Consider the following 4,035-nt stretch of genomic DNA (forward strand, 5'->3'; position numbering starts at 1 on the left):
TGGTAGCTCGGACGGCCCGTCGCCTCGGGAACCACGCCTTCAAAACCCAGTTGGCCCAGGTCCAATTCATCAACGAAGACGTCGATCACCCGAACCGGATTGTTCTCCGACACGTAGTCGTCAAGATACTCGGGAAGCAGGACACCCTGCCGACGGTCTTCACTCTCAACGAAGCGCTTCATCTAAGCTCCCGGAGCATCACCTCCAGGAATCCTAGCCGACTCGGCTCTTTTCACACAGCCTCCACCCTTCTCAGACCATGGCGAGGTCCGCTTTGCGGCACGCTCGCCAACCACCACCCGGCGTCCGGAATGCGTGGAGAAGGAGACATGCGCCAGGCGTCACGCGCCGTGCCTCTCCCGCACGGCGCGGAGGAATGCCCCAAAAGCGCGCGCGCGAAAGACGCGGTGCCGAGAGGCACGGTCGTAGGGCTCCAGTTGGCCGCCGAACGGTAGTCTCCCGATCCTGGATTGGCCAACCATGTCGCATCCTGGGCATGAACCGGCATCGCCGCGAGAAGTGCGATAGTAAGCGCCGTGGACGAGCCAAATCTGCAGGCGCGTGCCGGGCAATGCCGCGCGTCGCGCAGACACCGCAATAGTCCGGCCATGGTTCGCGCCGGCGCCCGGCAGCACATGCCCCAAACCCATTCCTGCGCCCTTTTTGCGTGCGGCCCGCGAACGTGACCACTCGGTGATCGCGTTGCGAGCAGTCGAAGTCTGAAGTCAGAATCACAGTAGGTTCAGGATCGTATCTATTGCTTGGAAGACGCAAGCGACTGGAGCAAATTGCCGGATGTTCCGGGTTCCCTGAAGGGGCGAGGTAAGAACGTGACTGCGCCGCGAACATCCTTTGGAGGGCAGTCACCAAATGATCGCTTGGCGGCCGAGCCGACATAACCCGACGGATCGGCAGGTCAGCAAACCACACCCATGCCGGTCATGGGCGAAATGGGCCGCTCACGCCCCATCTGAGACATTTGAAGATCGGTCTCTGGCGACCGGAGCCGGTCCAATTCCCGACGTTGGCTGGCTTCGCCTTCCGGTCAACCGGGCTTCGTTTACCTCAACCTCAGCCAAATTCTCTCAGAAAGTGTCCACTTTTGGCCCCAGAGTTGAGTTAGTGGCGGAGCGGCTTCGCCGTCCGGCCGGAGCCAGCGGCCTGCTGGTCGCCCTGTTATTTGAGCAGCATTGGGAGGACGACAAGTGCCGCGAGAGCAAACACGACCCCGATGCGCAGCCAGACAGCTCTGAGGTGTTTCCTCGCAAGCATAAGGCGTTCCCCACGCAACGACGGAACTCAAATGCCGACCCCGCAGCTGACATGCACCATAGTGACGGGATCAGCCAAGTCTTGATCTCATCATGAACCGCCCCTTGCGGAGCGCAAGCCGTGTTGAGACGCTAATGCCGGGGGCCGCTGTCACAACTTTGTCAGCGAGCGGAGTTGCAGGCTGGCCGGTGAGGACTGCGGTACGTGTCAACTCACGCTGGACAGCACAGATATCCGGAACGCTCGGTGCTGGTGTGTTTGCGCGACGGCTCATCGCCGTCGCGCAAATCAGTTAGCCCTTCGTGACGATTGGCGTTGCAACCGGCGGGGGCGCCTTGCCCTTGCCCTTGCCAAACCCAACGCAACCGCCAACGGCAAGCAAAGCAAGCGAAACGACAAGAATAGCCGACTTCTTCATCTGTTGATCCTTGAATATCGTTGCTACGTTCTTGGTAGAAACTGCTCCGTAGCAACGTTTGGTTAAAACAGCGGGCGACCTTCCTACGCGATGCCCGCTGCAACGACCTCCAGCGGTCCCGCCTATTTCCAGCAGGACCGCAGGAGTTCCATTCGCCGCGCGTCAGAACTTGTAGTTCACGCCAACGCGAACGATCCCGCCGCCACCGCCGCCGCTGGTGGTTGCCGTGTAGGTTCCGGCCGGGAGCACGCCGCCCGCGGGGTTTTCGAAGACCCGGGTCTGTCGGCCCTCGCCGGTATCGACGTAGAGACCTTCGAGCTTGACCGTCCAGTTATTGGTGAAGGCGTATTCAACACCGCCACCGATGGTCCAGCCGGCGTTGCTTGTCGTGTTGCCGGTCAGCGGGTTGCTGTTCAGGCCGCCATAGGCCAGACCGCCGGTGATGTAGACCAGCGTCCGATCGAAGGCGTAGCCGATGCGGGCGCGTACGGTGCCGAAATAGCCGCCGTCACCGCCGCCTCTGCCTGCCCACCAGGTGTACTGCCCCCAGGAGGCATTGCCGCTCGAACCGACATACTGGATATCGGTCTCGAGACCGTAGACCCAGGCGCCGGATTGCCAGTTGTAGCCGATCTGGCCGCCGCCAACGAAAGCGCCGTCGCCGCCGTTGCCGCCCAGAATTCCGGAAGAACCAGCCGTGGGCCCGGTAACGGTGATGTTACCCGAGTCAGCCCAGCCGCCGCCGGCGTTGAGACCGACGTAAAATCCGGTCCAGGTGAAGACGGGAACGTAGACGAACGGCGCCGGCTCCGGGCGGCTGGGGAGATCGGCAGAGAAGGCCGACGTCGCCAGGCAGGTCGCAAGAACGGCGGCGGATACAAGTCCTAATCGCATCGTGTTCTCCGATTCAGGGATAGGCCAGTCAATCTGTTCCATATCAAGTAACTACAGAGAACCCGAATAATCGGCGGCGTTTGCCGAGGAAGTGCCGAATGTTCCGGACTGCGATATTTTGATCACTTCGCTCTATGAGCCCCAAATCTCGACTGCCCGGAGCATCCCAATTTCCACGGACGCCCGAATGCCAACCCGTCGGAGTTCTCGTGACGTCGATAGACAGGGCGGCTGTATTCGGGTCGGCGATTATTGGTCGAAGCGAAACAGTTACGCCAAGGGTAGGCGAATCACCTTGTGCCAGACGCTACACGGGGCCATAAACAGCCTGCTTTGATTGACACGGGCGGACGAAAAGTGGCCTTACGTCAATCATGGTGATCTGGGGCGACAGGGGGCGGCAAAGACTGTTCATAGATCCCGAGGAGCTTCCCCATGAGCGAAGTCTTCAATTCGGACATGATCTCTCGGCGACATGCCCTTTCCTTCTTGTGGTCGGCAGCCGCTCTCGGTGTTGCTGCGGCTGCTACGATCCTGACGGCCTCGAATTCTCAGGCCCAGACCTCCGGCATGGAGCGGCGTGGGGACAGGCGTTCGGGGCGCGGGGAGCGGCGTGACACGCGGCGCACCGGACGCACCCACCGGCGTGAGGAGCGGCGCAACTGACTGGGTGCTGCACCCAACTCAGAAACTTCGGTTTACGCCTGGCCCTCGGCCAGGCGTGTTGTCCATCCCTGCTGGGGAAGTCACTCCAGTTCAGGCCATCGATGCTCTTGCTGAGTGCTCATGCGCGATAAATCACGCATGCGGTGCAGTCATCGAAAGATAGTGAACCAAACCAACGTCATCCCTCCCCAGAGCAAGAATGATATGGCAGCTCCCCAAATAATCCCTCGGCCAAAACTATCTTCATCGTCTCCATCGGGCCGAAACCATTTGTAATTCCGCCGGTTTACCGGGTGCGATTCCGGAAATTCGTGAGAACATCCGCTCTTCCTTGAGATCGCCATGCCAATAACCCCTGAGTTGGCGGATAGCGTATCGAATCGCATAATATTCAGCATTCATAATGTACGTTGTCAGACCAAGATCTTGTATCGAAGCGATGTAAGCACACGTATATCGGCTCGTCGACTGTGATTTTCACCTGCCCGTTCGGAGCGGCAGAGATTGGTTAACCAGCGACATCGCGACGATGCGCCACGATAAGACGAGACCGTACGCGCCGGCCTACATTACGATACGTCATTTATTTTCAGCTTCGGTCATCGCGCGCGCTGCAGTTCCGATTGTACTTGCGCTATCCCTGAGATGGCCCGATCTCATCGCTGCTCCCGGCAGGATCGGCATTCACCATGCCTTCAACCATGGCAACGATCCGCTGGCGCTTCGCCGTGCTTTCGGCCTTCAAGAAGGCCTTGACGAGACGAATTCCTTCGCTGGTCGAGAGC

The 4,035-nt window shown here is 60.0% G+C and carries 2 protein-coding genes and 1 pseudogene; 1 reads left to right on the forward strand and 2 read right to left on the reverse strand.

Features of this window, described 5'->3' with window-relative positions; genetic code table 11:
* Both AC1DW9_RS36245 and AC1DW9_RS36250 read right to left on the reverse strand, forming a co-directional pair.
* Positions 1-182 (reverse strand): annotated as a pseudogene (locus tag AC1DW9_RS36245) (IS5/IS1182 family transposase); the annotation flags it as partial.
* A 1,670-nt stretch (positions 183-1,852) separates the two neighbouring features.
* Complete coding sequence (locus tag AC1DW9_RS36250; protein ID WP_441509123.1) at positions 1,853-2,584, reverse strand: outer membrane protein; 732 nt, start codon at positions 2,582-2,584, stop codon at positions 1,853-1,855.
* 435 nt (positions 2,585-3,019) lie between these two features.
* Between AC1DW9_RS36250 and AC1DW9_RS36255 the strand changes: the two genes are divergently transcribed.
* Positions 3,020-3,250 (forward strand): hypothetical protein, encoded by a 231-nt coding sequence (locus tag AC1DW9_RS36255; RefSeq protein WP_476777486.1) that lies wholly within the window; start codon positions 3,020-3,022, stop codon positions 3,248-3,250.
* The last annotated feature ends 785 nt before the right edge of the window (positions 3,251-4,035 follow it).

It is taken from the genome of Allobosea sp. P4_E12 (genome assembly GCF_056401655.1).